9 protein-coding genes and 2 CRISPR repeat arrays are annotated in these 19,852 nt (G+C 36.1%); of the genes, 3 read left to right on the forward strand and 6 right to left on the reverse strand.

Annotated features, from left to right (window positions below; genetic code table 11):
• Positions 1-199 precede the first annotated feature (199 nt).
• Positions 200-661, reverse strand: coding sequence for an IS200/IS605 family transposase (gene tnpA, locus IPP86_04050; protein MBL0137689.1), 462 nt, complete (start codon positions 659-661; stop codon positions 200-202).
• Between the two features lie 828 nt (positions 662-1,489).
• Here tnpA and IPP86_04055 point away from each other — a divergent pair.
• Positions 1,490-2,464: a deoxyhypusine synthase family protein gene (locus IPP86_04055; protein MBL0137690.1), complete on the forward strand. Its 975-nt coding sequence runs from the start codon at positions 1,490-1,492 to the stop codon at positions 2,462-2,464.
• An 83-nt stretch (positions 2,465-2,547) separates the two neighbouring features.
• Here IPP86_04055 and IPP86_04060 read toward each other — a convergent pair whose 3' ends face one another.
• Positions 2,548-3,453, reverse strand: a complete 906-nt coding sequence (locus IPP86_04060) for an alpha/beta hydrolase (protein ID MBL0137691.1) — start codon at positions 3,451-3,453, stop codon at positions 2,548-2,550.
• An 81-nt stretch (positions 3,454-3,534) separates the two neighbouring features.
• Here IPP86_04060 and IPP86_04065 point away from each other — a divergent pair, with 81 nt between their 5' ends.
• Positions 3,535-5,499 carry a hypothetical protein gene (locus tag IPP86_04065; protein MBL0137692.1) on the forward strand — a complete coding sequence of 655 codons (1,965 nt, stop codon included), beginning with the start codon at positions 3,535-3,537 and terminating at the stop codon, positions 5,497-5,499.
• Between the two features lie 424 nt (positions 5,500-5,923).
• Here the strand turns inward: IPP86_04065 and IPP86_04070 are convergent, their stop codons facing one another.
• From IPP86_04070 to IPP86_04085, 4 genes are all read right to left on the reverse strand, one after another.
• Positions 5,924-7,141, reverse strand: a complete 1,218-nt coding sequence (locus IPP86_04070; protein ID MBL0137693.1) for a PQQ-binding-like beta-propeller repeat protein — start codon at positions 7,139-7,141, stop codon at positions 5,924-5,926.
• Between the two features lie 941 nt (positions 7,142-8,082).
• Positions 8,083-10,211: direct repeats of the CRISPR family, unit length 47 nt; unit sequence GTTGTGATTCGCTTTCAGATTGTATCTTTGACAGAGTGATAAACAAC.
• Positions 10,212-10,318: 107 nt separating this feature from the next.
• A CRISPR array of direct repeats spans positions 10,319-12,368; the repeat unit is 47 nt; unit sequence GTTGTGATTCGCTTTCAGATTGTATCTTTGACAGAGTGATAAACAAC.
• 342 nt (positions 12,369-12,710) lie between these two features.
• Positions 12,711-13,049 (reverse strand): CRISPR-associated endonuclease Cas2, encoded by a 339-nt coding sequence (gene cas2, locus IPP86_04075; GenBank protein MBL0137694.1) that lies wholly within the window; start codon positions 13,047-13,049, stop codon positions 12,711-12,713.
• Positions 13,049-13,945, reverse strand: a complete 897-nt coding sequence (gene cas1, locus IPP86_04080; protein MBL0137695.1) for a type II CRISPR-associated endonuclease Cas1 — start codon at positions 13,943-13,945, stop codon at positions 13,049-13,051. The genes cas2 and cas1 overlap by 1 nt, the downstream gene beginning before the upstream one ends.
• 16 nt (positions 13,946-13,961) lie before the next feature.
• On the reverse strand, positions 13,962-18,314 hold the full coding sequence (locus IPP86_04085) for a type II CRISPR RNA-guided endonuclease Cas9 (protein MBL0137696.1): 4,353 nt from the start codon (positions 18,312-18,314) through the stop codon (positions 13,962-13,964).
• A 281-nt stretch (positions 18,315-18,595) separates the two neighbouring features.
• Between IPP86_04085 and IPP86_04090 the strand changes: the two genes are divergently transcribed.
• A complete protein-coding gene (locus IPP86_04090) occupies positions 18,596-19,831 on the forward strand; it encodes a T9SS type A sorting domain-containing protein (GenBank protein ID MBL0137697.1) in 1,236 nt (411 codons plus the stop codon).
• Positions 19,832-19,852 lie beyond the last annotated feature (21 nt).

Consider the following 19,852-nt stretch of genomic DNA (forward strand, 5'->3'; position numbering starts at 1 on the left):
GTTAGTGGTTAGTTGTTAGTGGTTAGTGGTTAGTGCTTAGTGGCTGGTATTCAGGTTGATAGTAAACTAAGCCTATTCTCAACTCATAACTCATAATTCTGAACTCTTTGCTTTTTTGTTACTACGCTTTCCAGAGTGGCAAGTCTTGCGATGTAATGAGGGATAGAATTCTCTCCATATCTCTTTAGTTCAATGGAGATTATTCGATCCATTCAAATAAAAATTCTGTTTTAAAATCAATTTGAAATTTACTTAGCAATTCAATGTATTCTTCTTTGAATGTTTTTGTCCTGTGATGTTCATTTTGATTTAATATGTAGTTGTACACCTTGTCAATTTGAGATTCGGAATGTGAAAAAATACCATACCCCTCTTGCCATTGAAACTTACCCTTTACAAAACCTTTGGTGTTTATAAACTTGGATGAATTGTTTTTAATATCTCTAACCAAATCTGATATTAAAATAGAGGGTTTTATTCCTATTAAACAATGGATATGATCGGAAAATCCATTTACGATAATTGATTTCTGACCTTTGTTATGAATAATTCCAGCGATGTATTTGTAAATTTCGTCCTGCCATTCCGGATTTATGAGATTTTCTCTTCCTTTAACAGAGAAAACAAGATGTAAATAAATTTTTGAATATGTTCCTGACATTATTTTCTGGAAGGATTTTGGTGTCCATGTCAGCCCTTCGGGCTTCTCACTAAACCACCTTGGTTTATACTATAATAATAACAGCCCTTCGGGCTTAGACTTAAAACTTATTATTTGATCAATTTTCATTTTAAATTGGAATTTTCAATCATTGAGTGAGGTTCAATGAGTTTTAAAGAAATTGTTTTGATGAAAAAAAATGTTGGCGACTATTTGCATTTTGGTTTCCGAATTTTCTGCCAGAGAAATGATATTAATTAGAATAGTTAAATTCCAGGGCAAGCTGATTTAGTTCTAAAAGTTCATGGTTGCAATTTAGTTTGAATAATCTTCAGTATTAACTCTATAAATGTTGTGTTTTATTTTGAATCAGTTCTAAATTCCAAAAGATGAAGTGTAGACAAGATTGAAAACCCGTTGGATTCAAAAAAAATTGAAAAGTTGAAATTGATTGATTTTCACAATCATGTTTTGATGAAAAGCAGGAGATATTTTAACGAGTTGAAAAGGCCGTAATGAAAAGTTGAAACCTATAAAAAAAGCGATATATAATTCCGCGATTTTTATCGATTCTTTAATCCTTGACCAAAGCCCGAAGGGCTGATATGATTATAGCTCTACGGAGTCCTACCTAATAAAGCCCGAAGGGCTGACATAAGCCATAGGTGAGGTAATTATTTATTATTGGCATTATCATGTCAAAGTGGATTTTAAGAAATTTGAACCGTATCAAATGTAGAAGCAATCTAATTTGCAAGATTTTACAAAATTTGAAGAATGTAAGTGCTTTTTCTAACTTCGCCAACTAAATATTTAAAAATCAGAAAAATGACTAAAGGACCCATTTCATCATTCATGGAGAAAAATTATCTCCATTTCAATTCAGCTGCGATGATGGATGCATCGAAGGCATATGTTCAGCATCTGGATGAAGGTGGGAAAATGATGATCACACTGGCAGGCGCGATGAGTACTGCTGAGCTGGGAATATCTCTTGCTGAAATGATTCGCCAGGATAAAGTGGCGATTATTTCCTGTACAGGCGCTAACCTCGAAGAGGACATCATGAATCTTGTAGCACACAATCACTACAAACGTGTTCCGAATTATCGTGATCTGAGTCCGCAGGAAGAATGGGATTTGCTGGAGAATCATTACAATCGTGTAACAGATACTTGTATTCCTGAGGAAGAAGCGTTTCGTCGTTTGCAAAAACATATTTTTAAAGTGTGGAATGACGCGGATAAAAAAGGCGAACGGTATTTCCCGCATGAATACATGTACAAAATGTTGTTATCAGGCGACCTGAAACAATACTATGAAATTGATCCGAAGAATTCCTGGATGCTTGCCGCTGCGGAGAAAAATCTCCCGATTGTTGTTCCGGGTTGGGAAGATTCAACGATGGGAAATATTTTCGCTTCTTATGTGATCAAGAATGAGATGAAAGCGACCACGATGAAAAGTGGTATCGAATACATGGTATGGCTGGCTGACTGGTACAGAAAAAACAGTGGTGGAAAAGGAGTCGGATTTTTTCAAATTGGTGGAGGTATCGCCGGTGATTTCCCGATCTGTGTGGTGCCGATGATGTACCAGGATTTGGAATGGCATGATGTTCCGTTCTGGTCTTACTTCTGTCAGATCAGTGATTCTACGACAAGCTATGGTTCTTATTCTGGCGCTGTACCGAACGAAAAAATTACCTGGGGAAAACTGGGCATAGATACTCCGAAATTTATCGTCGAAAGCGATGCTTCCATCGTCGCTCCACTGATGTTCGCGTGGATCCTCGGACAATAAATTTCCATTCGATTAAATAATTTTTGAATCAGATATTGGCCGGATGTTTATTAAACATCCGGCCTTTCTTTTTGGAGGTGCACTTAAGTCAGCATTGCATCTTTTAAAATGCTCATGGCTTCTTTACTAGTTTCAATACCATGTCCGGTATTTTTTAAAACCCTGACATCACAAAGATTTCTGAAACATTTTCGGGCGACTGTTTCTGACTTTTTATATGGGAACAAAAGATCTTTTTCACCAAGGATAAGATAAACCTTTGATTCCAGTGCGGATAATTCTTTCGCAGGAATCGCATACGGTTTTTGTGCTTTATCAACGTATTCGGTTATGGCAAAATGTTCGAAGTCAATCAACGCTTCCAGTGCTGCAGGGGAAGGCATGTGATGACCGGGAAAAAACACTCCGTTTTCCAGGAAGGTTCGGATGTTTTTCTTTGTCGGAGAAATAAGCGGAAGAAAATTGTAATACATGTTTTTCCAGGAGAAAGAAAAAGTCTGCAAACAGCCCGGATTCAGCAGAAACATTTTTTCAATTCTTTCCGGTGCAACCAAACCCATTTTGACACACACCAATCCACCGAATGAAGCACCTGCAATGGAGCATTTCTCTATTTTTAATTTATCCAGAACTTCTTTTCCCCATACACCATAATCATTTGAGCGGATATCCGGAGTTTTTCCTTCGCTTAATACAGGTTGTCCGTTCGTTTCAACAAGGAAGATTCTGAAATTTGCTTTTAGTTGATTCAAAGCTTTATCGGTATCCCAGAATAAACTTGATGTTCTGAAACCCGGAAATATGACGAGTGTTTTCAGATCTGTCCGTTCCGCATTGAAATGCCATATCTTTGTTTTTCCCAAAGCAGTATGAATTTCAACTGACTGATATACAGTTTCATTCAGTTTTTCAAGACGAGAAATCCAGGATTTGAAGAATTCATCTCGTTTCATTTCGTTCTTAAAATAGCTGGTCGAATGTATTTTCATAGCTTTACTCGATTACCGGGATTTTCAGCTTGCAATTTGATTAGAAATTTGATTTCATATTAAGAGGTTTCAAAATTTAACATGTCACATTGGATTACAAAACTGAAAACAGAGCAACCCGAAACACTGGCATCTATTGTAAAGTGTTTTTCAATTCTCATAGATGAAATTCGTCCCTCTTCATTAGCGGCATACCAGCAGTCTGAATTGAAGATAAGCCAGTTGATCCAATCGCTCCAGGAGGACGAGCACTTCAGAAACAAGATCAGTTTATGGTTAAGCGATCTGATTGAACAAAGTGATTTTACAGGTTTGTTTGTAACTGAAGGGATTTCTGCTGATGATACTTTTTTTGGAGAACTATCCAGAAAAATCAAACATAAAATTCTTCCACCGGTTGAAGATGAAAATTCCATGCAGCATATTCTTGGAGCTGTGTTTCGGAAAAAGGATGATTTCCGTTGGGTGGATTCGGTTCAGGATGAATTATGGATTAAACTTTTTTCTTTGTTGCACGTGCAACGAAATCCCGTTTATAGTAAACTGCAGCCACAGGTACTCAATGCTATTTTGTATTTGAGTTACAGAATCGGATATCTCGGTACAGATCGTGCTATCCACCGAATGGTTTCCGGAGAAGAAGCTTTATTGACTCCTTTCCTTGAGCAAAACAGAGAATTGGTTGATTATGTAGCACGGTTCCGTGAGAATCAGCATCTGGAAATTGATTTCAGGCATGTGAAAGTGTTGCTCAATCAGTGTGCCGATGCGATTAAAGTATTAACAACGGAAAGTCAGACGAAAGGAACCAGTCTCCGGCAAAATTTTGTTATTCGTCAGTTGGAATCACAAGTACAAAGACTTTTGGTATTGCTTGATTTTATTGATAACGATCATAAAATTGAATTGCCTCGTTTGCTTCGATTTCTCAGGAACAGTGTGCGAATGAGAAATACCAGGAACAGCATACGAAGATTTGTGTATGACAACATCTCACTTTTGTCTTTTCAAATCGTTGACCACAAGAGTAGAACAGGTGAACATTACATTACATCCACACGATCAGAATATTTTGATTTTTTTTACAGCTCATTGAAAGGAGGATCTATTGTTGGCGCGATGGTTTTGTTTAAAATACTCCTGCACAATTTGCATTTGCCATTATTCTGGGAGGCGTTTTCCTACAGCATCCTGTACGCAGCAGGATTTGTGGTGATACAGGTAACCGGCGCCACACTTGCCACTAAGCAGCCTGCAATGACCGCGTCCTCAATTGCCGCTTCTATGGATCAGGAAGACAGCACGCATACTTCACTAGCTGAAATGATCAGCAGAGTGTGGAGGAGTCAGTTTATTTCTTTCGTCGGCAATTTACTTGCTTCATTTCCTATGGCCATGCTTTTTGCAGCGGCTTATCAATTCATCTTTGGTGTTCCGGTTACAGATCTTGAAGGTTCAAGAGAATTATTGTCCGGTGTTAATCCGGTTGAATCCCTGTGTCTTTGGTACGCTTGTATTACCGGATTTTTTCTTTTTATCTCTGGAGTTTTCAGCGGATGGGTCGACAATAAAATGGTGTTCAGCGGAATTCCATTGCGGATTCTGAATCATCCTTTGTTAAAGAAGAGAGCGGGCTCGAAACGTCTGCAAAAATTTGTGCAATACATAGAACACAATGGCGGCACTCTTGCCGGAAATATTGTTCTTGGATTTTTATTAGGGACAGCGGGATTTATCGGAAAGATCACTGCATTGCCTTACGATATTCGTCACATTACTTTTTCCGCGGGAAATGTCGCTGTCGGATTCTTTAATCAGAATTTTGAAGTCTCTTCCGGCTATTTGATTCAATGTCTGGTTGGCGTGATAGGTATTGGCTTTTTCAATTTCATCATCAGTTTTTCATTGGCACTGACCATTGCCATTCGATCAAGGAGAATTGATATGAGTAAATATTTTTCTCTCCGAAAAGTTGTCTGGACTTATTTTCGAAAGAAACCTTTTTCATTTTTCTGGCCGGTGAAAGAGGAAAAGCAGCAAACCTGAGTTTTGAATTATGAGTTATGAGTTTTGAATTATGAGTTATGAGTTTTGAATTTTGAGTTATGAATTTTGAATTAAGAATTATGAGTTTGGAGTTTTAACTCATAATTCTTAATTCTTAATTCAGAACTTTGGCCTTCGTTTTCGTCCCCCGTCTCCCGTCCCCCGTCCCTTTTTTAAAAACAAAAGACCCCGAGCTTTTCGCTCAGGGCCTCTGATCAACAAATAAACCTAACACAACCTGGTGACAGCGGATTGATTTATTTGGTAAAAGTACTTTCGGGAATATATTCCTTGTCATGTCTTTGTCAGAGAGTAAAAATGGGATAATGAAAAGTTGCCACTTCAGTAATGTATTGTCTGCGGAATGTAATTTTTAATTTTTCGGTTTAATTTTCTTCATAAATGCATTCGTGCTTTTGAAATTCTAATCCACATTTATTTTGTAGCAATACAAATTACCATCGGTACTACTAAGAAAAATTAAGTTATCTGAGATCGCTGGTGTGGAATAGAAACCACCAACTTTATATTCCGCTTCGATCAGATCTTCATTGGAGTGAAGGATGGAATAAATATCATCTCGGAATGTGTCGTCAGCTTTAAAATAATCCAGATGGTGTGAATCGTAAGAAGTTGATGTGTATCGTGTGTAAAGCTCCCCGGATTTTCTATTGAAAGAAAAACATGTTCCCATAAGTGTAGAAACATAGCCTGTATCGTGACGAAAGGTACAAGCTCCGAAGACATTAAATTTTACATTCGTTTTCCAGATTTCACGACCTGTGAGGCTGTTCAAACAGAGAAGAAGATAATCATCTGATGTTCCTACGTAAATCAGGGAGTCATTTTCGGGTGAAGGAGTAATGACCGGCGCCCATCCTCTTGTAAAGACTTTGTTCCAGTGTGAAAAACCTTTTTCCGCGTCCAATGCATAGAGGTTGTAATCTCTTCCGCTTACGAACACCAATCCATTAGAAATTACCGGAGAAAACTGCATTTCACCTTTCGGGAAATAGCGATGTCCGACACTTTTAAATTTCCATGCCAGAGTCCCGTCTTTTTCGTTTAAAGCATAAGTATAACCATCAAAGGAGTTGATATAGATTTTATTGTTGTAAACTGCAGGAGTGGAATGAACAACATCACCTGTTTTATAACTCCAGATTTCTTTTCCTGTTACTTTGTTTAACGAATAAACAAATCCGTCACCGGAGCCAAAAATTATTGATTCAGCAGCGAGCAATGGACTGCTTTGGTAATAATCAAAAGGATCATAGTTTTTATTTCTTGTCTGAAATGTCCAGATAGAACTGCCATTATTTTTATTGAGAGCATAAAATGTTCCGTCTCCGCTAAAGAAATAGAGTGTTTCACCGGAAATTTTTGCAGTTGATCGAATGGCTCCCATCGTTTTCAATTTCCAGTTTATACTTCCATCACTTTTGTTGAAGCAATAAAAAACACTATCCAATCCGCCAATGTAAATGGAATTGCTTTCTACAACCGGACTGGAGAAGAAGGGCGCCTGAGTGTTGAACTTCCAGATTGGTTTTTGAGTATTGGGTTTTTGTGCATGAATCAATTGCACATTCAACAGCAAGGTGTAAAATAGAATACGTAGGATGGGCAGATGTTTCTTCATGACAACGAATTTATTTTAAAGGAAGTTCATTTTCTATTTTTAGAATTAATTTAAGTTTTTCTTAACGCATCGACTATGGCAATGAAACGGAAGCGTAGTATTTATTTTGATTTAAATTGTAGTCTCTCTTGGGCAAATCACTTTGGGCATAACCAAATTCCTATATTGTATATTTTTCCAAAGTAGTTATATTCGTAAGGATATTTCATTGCAAAAATCCATGACAAATGCAATGTGCAACAATTGTATACATTTTAGAGGCGTTAATCTATGTAAAGCATTCCAGGATGAACCCGGAATTCCGCAAGAAATAATTGCCGGACCTGCATACCCTTCCAAACCTATGAAAAATCAAGTAGGAAATTTGGTTCATAAGCCAATATTCAGAGGTAATCCAAAAAAGGGGTGACTTATTTTAAAAATGTATCTTTGAATCAACATCGAATTAAAAAATGATCCCTGAGACGTGGGAGATACGAGTTGTGACTTGCTTTCAAAATGTATCTTTGACAGAGTGATAAACAACGCCAGCTTTTGATTTCCGTTTCGATCATAAGTTGTGATTCGCTTTCAGATTGTATCTTTGACAGAGTGATAAACAACGGCAACATAAATTATTATTCAGTAATTCAGGTTGTGATTCGCTTTCAGATTGTATCTTTGACAGAGTGATAAACAACCGTTTCACTTGTATATGCATTGTTCGAAGTGTTGTGATTCGCTTTCAGATTGTATCTTTGACAGAGTGATAAACAACCCAACACTGCAGGGTGAAGCGAGTGTTCTTGTTGTGATTCGCTTTCAGATTGTATCTTTGACAGAGTGATAAACAACCGGTTACTGGAAATGTATCATAGTTCAATTGTTGTGATTCGCTTTCAGATTGTATCTTTGACAGAGTGATAAACAACTCTTTTCAGCGTGGTATGTTCTACGGACTGGTTGTGATTCGCTTTCAGATTGTATCTTTGACAGAGTGATAAACAACAATGGGTATACGTTGATGGAGTAAGAAAGCGTTGTGATTCGCTTTCAGATTGTATCTTTGACAGAGTGATAAACAACAAACGTCTGTGGCAAAGCAAAGGTGCGATGGTTGTGATTCGCTTTCAGATTGTATCTTTGACAGAGTGATAAACAACTTCAGCCAAAGCTGATGCCACTGGAAGGACGTTGTGATTCGCTTTCAGATTGTATCTTTGACAGAGTGATAAACAACATAGGTTGATTAAACGTTGTGTTACCAGAGGTTGTGATTCGCTTTCAGATTGTATCTTTGACAGAGTGATAAACAACTCCGTTTGTAAAGAATGTGATCGAGCCTCTGTTGTGATTCGCTTTCAGATTGTATCTTTGACAGAGTGATAAACAACTCTTTCGAGTGGGCAATCTTTACCCAAAACGTTGTGATTCGCTTTCAGATTGTATCTTTGACAGAGTGATAAACAACCGATAAGAAATAACTCTGGAGGTAATTATAAGTTGTGATTCGCTTTCAGATTGTATCTTTGACAGAGTGATAAACAACCTATTCTGTATTCAGATTGTAGCTGTTTTAGTTGTGATTCGCTTTCAGATTGTATCTTTGACAGAGTGATAAACAACTTAAACTCAAATCCGAGGACTGGAATAGTAGTTGTGATTCGCTTTCAGATTGTATCTTTGACAGAGTGATAAACAACGCTGGTGGATTTTATAAATTCTCTCATCCTGTTGTGATTCGCTTTCAGATTGTATCTTTGACAGAGTGATAAACAACTTCACGGAGGCGAAAATATACCCGGAAAGTGTTGTGATTCGCTTTCAGATTGTATCTTTGACAGAGTGATAAACAACCACAACAAAAGGCTGGATAAATATGTATCTGTTGTGATTCGCTTTCAGATTGTATCTTTGACAGAGTGATAAACAACAAAGAAAATTTTACGCTGCTACCGAACATGGTTGTGATTCGCTTTCAGATTGTATCTTTGACAGAGTGATAAACAACCATCCCATTTTGATTGCGTTTCATCCCGGCGTTGTGATTCGCTTTCAGATTGTATCTTTGACAGAGTGATAAACAACGTATTTGATACCAAAGACGTTGAGGTATTAGTTGTGATTCGCTTTCAGATTGTATCTTTGACAGAGTGATAAACAACCTGCGATATTCAATGAACTAACGGCCAGCGGTTGTGATTCGCTTTCAGATTGTATCTTTGACAGAGTGATAAACAACAGGAGATCCAAAGACTCCGAGCCGAGGCCTGTTGTGATTCGCTTTCAGATTGTATCTTTGACAGAGTGATAAACAACCTTGCCGATGGAATTATCATTGTTGCATGAGTTGTGATTCGCTTTCAGATTGTATCTTTGACAGAGTGATAAACAACTCAACGGAGAGTTAACCGAGAGAGGTATCGTTGTGATTCGCTTTCAGATTGTATCTTTGACAGAGTGATAAACAACTATAAAAATTATGTCACCAATGAATTTACAGTTGTGATTCGCTTTCAGATTGTATCTTTGACAGAGTGATAAACAACTTGACGGTGCTGAAACAAAAAACAAGGACAGTTGTGATTCGCTTTCAGATTGTATCTTTGACAGAGTGATAAACAACGCTTCAATATTTTAATGTTTGACAAAGACAGTTGTGATTCGCTTTCAGATTGTATCTTTGACAGAGTGATAAACAACGATGCCACGCTACCGGTAGCACAATCGAAGTCAGTTGTGATTCGCTTTCAGATTGTATCTTTGACAGAGTGATAAACAACAAAACATTTTTGGATAAGAAATTCGACGAAGTTGTGATTCGCTTTCAGATTGTATCTTTGACAGAGTGATAAACAACCAGAACAACGGTATAGTGTTATCGTTAAGGGTTGTGATTCGCTTTCAGATTGTATCTTTGACAGAGTGATAAACAACTTTATTAAAATCAGGGAAACAAAAGAAATAGTTGTGATTCGCTTTCAGATTGTATCTTTGACAGAGTGATAAACAACAATTTAAATCTTCAATTCGCATTTCCTTTTGTTGTGATTCGCTTTCAGATTGTATCTTTGACAGAGTGATAAACAACATCGTCTTAGCGATATGGAAACAATTGCAAGTTGTGATTCGCTTTCAGATTGTATCTTTGACAGAGTGATAAACAACTCTATGTGGAAGTTGCCGGTCGTGGTACCGGTTGTGATTCGCTTTCAGATTGTATCTTTGACAGAGTGATAAACAACCTGTTAGTGGTGATAGTGAAATTGGATTTTGTTGTGATTCGCTTTCAGATTGTATCTTTGACAGAGTGATAAACAACCCTGCTTCGATTAATCCGATTGAGCAACCCGTTGTGATTCGCTTTCAGATTGTATCTTTGACAGAGTGATAAACAACATTCAACAGACAGATATGAACAGATAAACGGTTGTGATTCGCTTTCAGATTGTATCTTTGACAGAGTGATAAACAACACAACAGCAGCAAGGGAATTTATAAAAGTAGGTTGTGATTCGCTTTCAGATTGTATCTTTGACAGAGTGATAAACAACCTGTTCTAATATCAGTATTTAATCCACCATGTTGTGATTCGCTTTCAGATTGTATCTTTGACAGAGTGATAAACAACTCCTTCTTATTTCAAGGGTACATTAGACCTGTTGTGATTCGCTTTCAGATTGTATCTTTGACAGAGTGATAAACAACATCAACATTATTCTTTGAACGTGAACCATAGTTGTGATTCGCTTTCAGATTGTATCTTTGACAGAGTGATAAACAACACGTGCATATTAATTCACAATTAAAGCCTCGTTGTGATTCGCTTTCAGATTGTATCTTTGACAGAGTGATAAACAACAAGCTGTTATTTCAACATATAGTGCAGCGGGTTGTGATTCGCTTTCAGATTGTATCTTTGACAGAGTGATAAACAACTTTTTAATTTTCAGGTTATGCGCTCGAGCTGGTTGTGATTCGCTTTCAGATTGTATCTTTGACAGAGTGATAAACAACTATCAGTTCATTTTGTGTTTCTGCGATATCGTTGTGATTCGCTTTCAGATTGTATCTTTGACAGAGTGATAAACAACTTTTTCTAATATTGGTGGAGGGGTATATCGTTGTGATTCGCTTTCAGATTGTATCTTTGACAGAGTGATAAACAACCGCTGCAAAGGTGACGAACAAGTCAGGTTCGTTGTGATTCGCTTTCAGATTGTATCTTTGACAGAGTGATAAACAACGAACCGAACGAGAACGAATATTGGCTATCAGTTGTGATTCGCTTTCAGATTGTATCTTTGACAGAGTGATAAACAACGTGAGATTTGGCCAACTCTTTGGCCTCTTCGTTGTGATTCGCTTTCAGATTGTATCTTTGACAGAGTGATAAACAACACATTCATTCTCGGATATTACTACGGAGCAGTTGTGATTCGCTTTCAGATTGTATCTTTGACAGAGTGATAAACAACTCTTCTCCGCATTGGATGAAGGGATCCACAGTTGTGATTCGCTTTCAGATTGTATCTTTGACAGAGTGATAAACAACCAAACTCATCGAAGAATGAAACAGAGAGAGGTTGTGATTCGCTTTCAGATTGTATCTTTGACAGAGTGATAAACAACAGACTTTAAAAAGTATTGAAGACACCCATAGTTGTGATTCGCTTTCAGATTGTATCTTTGACAGAGTGATAAACAACGCCGTGATTGATTGCATCCCTGCGAAGCAAGTTGTGATTCGCTTTCAGATTGTATCTTTGACAGAGTGATAAACAACCGGTAAATCTGTAGCCTTTACAGGGAAATCGTTGTGATTCGCTTTCAGATTGTATCTTTGACAGAGTGATAAACAACAAGACTGGATTTATAAAATAGGTAAACATAGTTGTGATTCGCTTTCAGATTGTATCTTTGACAGAGTGATAAACAACCCTGCTTTCTTTAATAGCCAGTCATTGTTAGTTGTGATTCGCTTTCAGATTGTATCTTTGACAGAGTGATAAACAACTGTTATTCATTGAAGAAGGAAAGGAAACGGGTTGTGATTCGCTTTCAGATTGTATCTTTGACAGAGTGATAAACAACTATTAGGTATTAGTTAATCAATTAAAACCTGTTGTGATTCGCTTTCAGATTGTATCTTTGACAGAGTGATAAACAACGGGGTTATTATTTTGTACCAGTGTAACAGCGTTGTGATTCGCTTTCAGATTGTATCTTTGACAGAGTGATAAACAACAAACAGGGTGTTCAGTTCACCTACAACTCGGTTGTGATTCGCTTTCAGATTGTATCTTTGACAGAGTGATAAACAAGGTGCTTTAGATTGCTTTGACAGAGTGTAACAACCTTATAGATAATCTGAATCTGTTGTGATTCGCTTTCAGATTGTATCTTTGACAGAGTGATAAACAACATATGGCACTTTTGTATGTGATAATCAGGTTGTTATGTTAATTTCTGTGAAGAGAAAAATGTCAATTATTATTAAAAAGCTGGTGTAACACCGGCTTTTTTAGTTTCCAATATTAATGGAAAATTCCGCTTTTATGAAAGTAGCGTACTTATTTGAACTAAATCTCTAAAAAAGTTCTAATTGCATAGGAATTTGAGGAAGTTCTTTCATTTTTTTTCCATAAAATAATTCCATTTGTCCAAATTGCCTGTCTGTTATCTGTAAAATACCGATCAATCCTTTTTCAGGCAAAATCCTTTTTACACGTTTCTTATGTACTTCTGCATTTTCACTGCTTGAAGAATGTCGGACATACATACTGAATTGAAACATATTGAAACCATCTTTTATAAGTTCTTTCCGGAACAGAGCGGCAATTCTTCTTTCCTTTTTTGTTTCAGTTGGTAAATCATACATCACTAGTGTCCACATTACACGGTATGAGTTGAGCCGGTCTTGAGAAATCATATTTCCGGAAATATTAGTTTCTTAAGTTCACCGTTATAACATTTTACCAAGCTAATGGCAGTACGATGGGTAGCTAACATCAGCGGACTTGATTCCCCTTCAATATTGACATCCATTGCGGGAATACTGAGCAATACAGATTTGTGTTTTTTTTCAAGTACGTCTGAAATTCCATGATCCACTACCATTTGATGTACAGTTCGATCAACGATTGGGCGATAGGGTTCCATCAGATCGTCTGCAAGGCAAAATGCATTGTATCTGTTCCGGTGAAATATGCCAAGAGTTGGTAACAAACCTGCTGCCACAATACTTCTAGCCATAGTGGCACGGAGAATGGCATATCCATAGTTTAAAAAATTATTGGGTGGAGGGCCTTCTCTATATCTGTTAAATTCTTCGATATGCGCAAATAATTTTTTCCAGTAATAAGTAGCAGCTGTTGCTTCGCAATTGGTACTGTCTCCACTTTTAACATTTTGGTGTAATGGAGTAAGGTAATCAGATGAAATTTCCAATGATCTAAGTACACCTGCCTGATTTTTTATTTTACGGACAATGGTCTGCATCCATAATTGCTTTTTAAGCGGAGAACTTGCATTGATTTGTTCATCGTATCGCTCCTGTTGAATTGTATTTCCTTCCAAAGGTAATGTAAGGCTTTGGGGCATATGTCTTTGATCACATGAAATGATCGCCACATTATTTTCCTGTAAGGCCTGAATCAATCCACTGGTTAGATTGATGCTGTGTGAATCAAGAATAATCATTCCAATGTCTTCAATTGGGACGCTTGTTTCCGGTAGAGTATCATCAGCAATACGGATAATTAATTGTGACTCTTTTTTATTGAGTGAAGCGGGATTCCCAAAATAAAGTGTTCGTTTTATCATGGTTAATTCGAAGTGATTAATTTACACCTAATGTCCCTACGATATCTCCTAGTCTATTCGTTAGAAGTTTGATACAATTTGATTTAATCATAGTGCCGTCAACACTTTTTTCCATTTTATTTAATGGACTGAATTCTTTTTTATTGACGATTGTACTTGCGACTTCATGTTTTATAAAGAAGCAATCATTACCTGTGAAACTTACACATTTATAGATATTTGAAATGGAATAATTATTTATATCAAACAATTCATTTTCTTGAGGAACATACACTAAGTCATTTGGTGATAGGCTGAATAGAAATTTCCCTTTCTCAACTGAAATTGGGATGTTTGGAGTGAGCAACTGTTTTTCTTTTGGCAGTGTAGCTCTCCATTTTTGATGTTCAATTACTTCATTCAACGGAATTGTTTCGAATACTCGCTTTGATTTTTTTTCATCCCAATAGATTGCAAAGAATAAGTTTGTTCCTTTATCAGCCTCAACATATTTTGACATTTTATTGCCAGTTTGGCCAACCTGGAATTTACTTCCGGCTTCAAAAATTCGAACTTTGAATATTGGTTTGTGAGAAATTCCATCATTATATTTTTCAATATTAAGATTCATTTCTTCCAAGCCTTCCGGAGAAAATGCGATCAAGGGATTTTCATTTTTACTTTTAAGATAATTTTTTAATATTTTCTGAATACCGGTATCAGTAATTGCATTAATAGTATTGAGGTCAAATGAAATATCAATTGGCTTCCTTGATGCAGTTAGGATCTTATCTTTTTGAACCTTTAAACCTTTCAGTTGAACTTTACCTGATACAGTATCTTTGTGCATTGATTTCCGTATTGCCCAATTTATTCCTTTTTGCGTAACTAATTCTTTGTATTTTAAACCATCCTTTTCAATTATTTTAAAATAATGATTGGTTGCCTTATTGATTATTCTTAGGTTTTGTTTAAAACTGATTACAATTTTTTCAAAACTTGCTTTTGAATCGCTTGTGAAGGTATTCCATGGTTTGAGAAATTCTCGCGGAACATCTCTGGTAATATTACGCTTTGTGTGTGAATCCACATAATTGACCTGTTCAAATCGCCTTAACTTACGTTGAAGATCATATCGCTTTACTTCGGATTTGGATTCCTGATTGTTTAGCAAATTAATGTGGTCTCTTGTTGCACATGCGATAATAAGTGCGTCCATAGCATGATGCCGATGATCAATGCGTTTCTTTTGGAAACCTTTTGAGAATTCAATTGGTACGGTAGGAATTAGCTTTTGGTGTTGTTTAGAATAGGATGTAAAAGCTGAACTGTTTGTAATTTCATTCATCCTTTCAAATCTTTGTATAATAAGCTCATTCCATACATCATTCAAACCCCAGTCTTGCCTGAGTTTGGTTGTGATTTTTCCATTACCTGGCAATAGATTTTTAGAGTTAACGCCATCGTCATCCTTTTCCTCTCGTACAATATTTGACAACACGGTACTAATAAATTTACTTATATACCGGGTATCATTAAGTTGACGTTCGATCATTTTTTCAGGGATTTCCTCAAGCAGAAGTTTTGTTTTTTTACTTCGGTTTTTTGAGTAATGTTCCTGAATGAAATGTTGGTATTCTTCAATATCCATGATTCTCACATCTTTGCCGAAGCCTGTATCAACTTTTTCCCCATGATGATTTTTAATAAACTGGAATCCCAAATCATTGTCTTTTAGACGATTTACTGCTGCTTCGCAAATAACTTTATTGCTAAGACTGTCATCAAAATATCTACTCTGTGGTATGACGTGTTCAATTTCGTAATCAGATGTAAATAATTTTGCCAAGGGAATCGGATTTCCGGTGTATGGTGAACGATATTTTTGTTCCAGCCATAATTTATATTTCAGTAATTCATTGCTTCCAGGTTGACCAGCCTTACTTATTTTTATAATATCTTCAGGAATGTCTTTTGTACTACTTAAAGCACCCTCTTCGTAAATTTTCAAAATTTCTAAATGTGAAGGAGAGTATGGTCTTACATTTTCAATTCCACCTTGATTGAGCAATTCGGATAATAAAGATTTGAGTCGAACATTTGTGTTTTCATTTTCTGTCATTTGATTTGAGAGGCTAACTCTTTCTTCCTTAGTTTTTTTCATTTCTCGACCTAGTTCAATATGAATTTCGTTGAAAAAATTCTCTTGACCTTTTCCGAAATGCACCCAAATGTCACGAACAACTCTAAGCGTTTCCAAAACAATTTGTTCAACAATTGGATTTCTTAAGCTGTGTTGTCTGAAGTCATCTAAAAAAATATCAATTTGGTCAGGACTTTTCCATTTCTTTAAATCTGTCGCTTCAGAATGCCGTCCATACACAATATATTTGGCAATCCAATCTTGCAACGCTTGAAAGTGATTTAACTCGGTCAATTCTTTTGTTTTTTCTCGTACCCTCTCACTTAGAGTTAGATCAACTTCTCCATTTACCAAATTTTCAATTCTCGTTTGTGTGTTTTTGTCAATTGCATCCCAATTCCAATGCTTACCGCATCGCATTAACGGCAATAATTTTTTCAATGCTTTTAACGAATATGAGCAATATTCGGGTTTGAACGGTGGTGTTTTTGAAAAGGCAGCTATGAAAGATTCTTCATCCAAGTGATTTTTAACAGCATATGATTTCAAGGTTTTTTCGAAATCTTTTTTATCGGTTACTGAATAAATAATATGCCAAAGTTCAGTCACTTTACTTTCGTTAAGGAAAGCGATAGGGATATTGCTTACTTTCTCCATCCTTGAACTGATCAATACACCTGTTTCATTACATGGGTAGGTTTTGTCTTCAACATAATTCCACCTATATTTTTTAACTTCTGCTGATGCTGCTTTTCCTTTGAAACCGTGATTTTCCAAAAAATATTTTAAGAGCACATCTTGTTTGATTTCTTTTTTGGTATTTAAGAAATCAAAGAGATCTTCGAATGATTTGACAGAGCTAATAAATTGTTGTGTGACATTTCTCTCATTTTCTCGATCAAAAATCTTGAGATCAAAAATCCATTTCCAAATCCTGAATTCCTGAAACAATGGATGTGATTTTTGACAAGCTTTCAAGTTAGCCGTTTGGGGAGTGCCTTTTTTATCTTTGTATTTCCTTGATTCAAGAGTGCAATTTGAGATTAAGGATTTTTTACTCCTTAATGGTCGTTGATAGAAAATGATATCATCCATGAAAAGGTGAAGAAAATTCTTGCCAAACAATGAGTTTTGATGATTCTCATTATTTTTATATAATTCTCTGATGCAATCGTTTAATAAGTCAGTATTTTGAAGTTCAGGATGAAATTCAATTTGCTTGCTAAGAATAGTTTTAAATTCGTTTTTATAATAATCGCGCTCAATTGTACGAATCAAACCGCCTTTGATTTTTTGATTAGGGTTTTGAAGAAGCGTATCATATATATAACATCCAATAGATTTGTGACTTTTTTGGATATCTACTTCTGTTCTCTTTTTTATAAGGGTCCAGTCATTTTCATTGGGTGCCCTGAAACTTCTTTTTTCATTTCCTTCCTTATCCTTTTTAATTGTACCATCTTCATTCAAAGATGTGGTCACTATAAAATCTTTTGTTTTCCCGATCCAATCAGTCAGAGGTGTTTTGCTTGATCTTCTATAAACCCATCCATTTTCCAACGTAAATGAATACCAAATTTCATCTTTCCCTTTTTTTACTTCCTCGGTGTTTGCATCTACCACTTTCAGTGAATAATACTCTACCAGTTCATTTGGTTTGTTTTCTTCAATTTCATCACGTAATTGATAATACCCCCTTTTTTGATTGAAATTTAGAATGATCCAGGCTAATTCTTCTTTTTGAATTTTATGAGTCAGAGCTTTTTTACGTAAATAATACAATGTCCAATCATGTGGGACTTTCTTTCCCTTGTCTGTTAAAACCGGTTGGTATTTTTTAAAGTCGGTAAGCATTTCTTCAAAGGAAGCTTTGAAAATGAATTCTTTACCTTCATATGCAATTTTCGGCTCAGAATTATCAAAAAATTGCCCAAAATTTGATTCAAAGTCGATTTGAGTTGAAAAGTGCTTGGGCAGAAAATCTAAGATATTTAATACTCTAAATAGCCGTTGTCTTCGTAATAAATGTCTTTCTCGTAATCTTCTTGCACTACGCTGTTTGGTTCTTTCAGCTGTTTGTGAAACTGAATTCCCGGTCTCGAAATCACCGATAATTCCTTGATCCATTGGTATTATTCTTGACCCTAATCCGAGAATTTTCCCTTCTTTTTTAGTAAAATCACTTTGTACTAATGCCCAACCAATTGAATTTGTTCCTAAATCAAGACCTAAAATATTTTTTGTCATATCAATATTTATTAATAGTTTTGATCTACAATCTAAAAGCGAATCACAATAAGGATTATTCCGTTGTGAAAACATTTAAAGCGGCGCAAGTCGCTTTTTTTATTTTTGAAATTTGTAAAAGATGAAATATTAGGATCGAATATCAAGTATAATTTCAAATATAGCAAGATTAATTAAATATTTCTTGATTTGTATAATGTAATTGTCCTGAAATGTTAAAATTTACATCCATTATTCAGGCCTTATTTTCTTCTTCGATTAATAACTCAAATATTCGTTTTATGAAAATAAAATACAGTTTATTCCTGGCATTTTTTTGGCTTACAGTTTCTTTCTCATCAAAAGTTAATGCTCAAGGGGGTTGGACTCAAAAAGCAGATATTATTTCAAGCGGAAGAGCGGGAGCTGTCGGATTTTCAATTGGTACTAAAGGATATTTCGGTACGGGCTCCGATAATACAGGAGCAGTTTTGAATGATTTCTGGGAATACGATCCATCAACGAATACGTGGACACAAAAGGCAGATTTTGCCGGAGCAGGCAGGAAAGAAGCGGTTGGATTTTCAATTGCGCAAAAAGGTTATGTGGGAACCGGATGGAATGGGTCGGGGTTATCGGCCTTTTATAGTGATTTTTTTGAGTTTGATCCCACGACAAATATTTGGATACAGAAAGCGGATTTTGCTGGTGGAGGGAGAATTTACTCAGTTGGCTTTTCAATTGGTTCAAAAGGTTTTTTAGGAACAGGATGGAATAGCAGTGTTGATTCAATTTATAATGATTTTTGGGAATACGATCCTGCGTTTGATCTGTGGACCCGGAAATCTGATTTTGGCGGAACAGTTCGAGTTGCAGCAGTCGGATTTTCTATTGGCAATTTAGGATATATTGGACTCGGAGCCGATACTTCCGGGCCAATTAATTTATGCAGTGATTTTTGGGAATATAATCCTGCAACTAACAGCTGGATTCAAAAGTCATCACCTTTTTTGGCTCTTTCAAATTGCATCGGATTTGCAGTTGGCAATTATGGGTATGTAGGTACAGGGAGGGATTGGGGCTCTAATCCACATCGAGAATTTTTAAAATATGATCCTTCGAATAATATATGGACTGTGCTTCCTGATTTCCCGGGTTTAGAAAGGGAAAATTCAATTTGTTTTTCAATCGGATCCAAAGGTTATATCGGAACTGGATTTGGAGATTTCGGTTACTTAAATGATTTCTGGGAATATGATCCGACTTTGTCAGGTTCTTTTGAAATTAACAATGGGAATTTCATTTCTTCGATTTCATTTCCTGAGAAAAATAAAATCAGTGTTACTCTGAATAATTTGATTAAAACCGGAAGTGTTATGATTTATAATTTAAACGGGTCGCTTATATGTCAATCTAAAATTCAAAATTCAAATTTGATTGAAGTGCAACCTGGTTCGATCGCATCCGGAATTTATTTACTTTCTATCTTTGATGGAAAGGAGCATTACAAGAGGAAGTTTGTTTTTAGCTCAAACTAAGTTTGAAATTAAATGGAAAAA

The sequence above is a fragment of the Bacteroidota bacterium genome (genome assembly GCA_016720935.1).
Classification (GTDB): Bacteria; Bacteroidota; Bacteroidia; order AKYH767-A; family 2013-40CM-41-45; genus JADKJP01.